Source organism: Paenibacillus xylanexedens (genome assembly GCF_007680605.1).
GTDB lineage: Bacteria > Bacillota > Bacilli > Paenibacillales > Paenibacillaceae > Paenibacillus > Paenibacillus xylanexedens_B.
On record NZ_VEIO01000055.1, the window covers coordinates 1 to 428 of the forward strand.

Annotated in this window: 1 protein-coding gene; it reads right to left on the reverse strand. The window is 47.2% G+C overall.

What is annotated here, in order from left to right:
• Nucleotides 1-428, reverse strand: a 428-nt coding sequence (locus FS818_RS28355; protein ID WP_145336739.1) for a condensation domain-containing protein, incomplete at both ends; no start/stop codon positions are given.

The window sequence follows — 428 nt, forward strand, 5'->3', positions numbered from 1 at the left end:
TTTGCTTGCACATGCATCGTGACGCTTAACGAATAATTGGTGTGCTCAAACATTTGAGTGTTACTAATTTGAAAATCCTGATTCTCAGATTGCCCGCTTATATCGTTGACTTCTGGATAGTTCTGGAAGACAAACAAATGGTCGATCAAGTTTTGTTTCAATGCCGTTTGGGCTTGAACCTCGGCCAAAGAAGTATAATCGTATTTCTCCGAATCGAGGGCTCGCTGCTGTAACCGTTGGACCGTTTCAATGAATGTACCGGCATTTTCGTTCGGGCCTAGTCGAACCGGCAACGTGTTGATAAACAGACCCACCATGTTTTCGACGCCGTCGATTTCTGCTGGACGCCCTGACACGACCGCGCCGAACACCACGTCATCCGTATTATTGTAGTTGCCTAGCAACAGCCCCCATGCTGTCTGTATCAC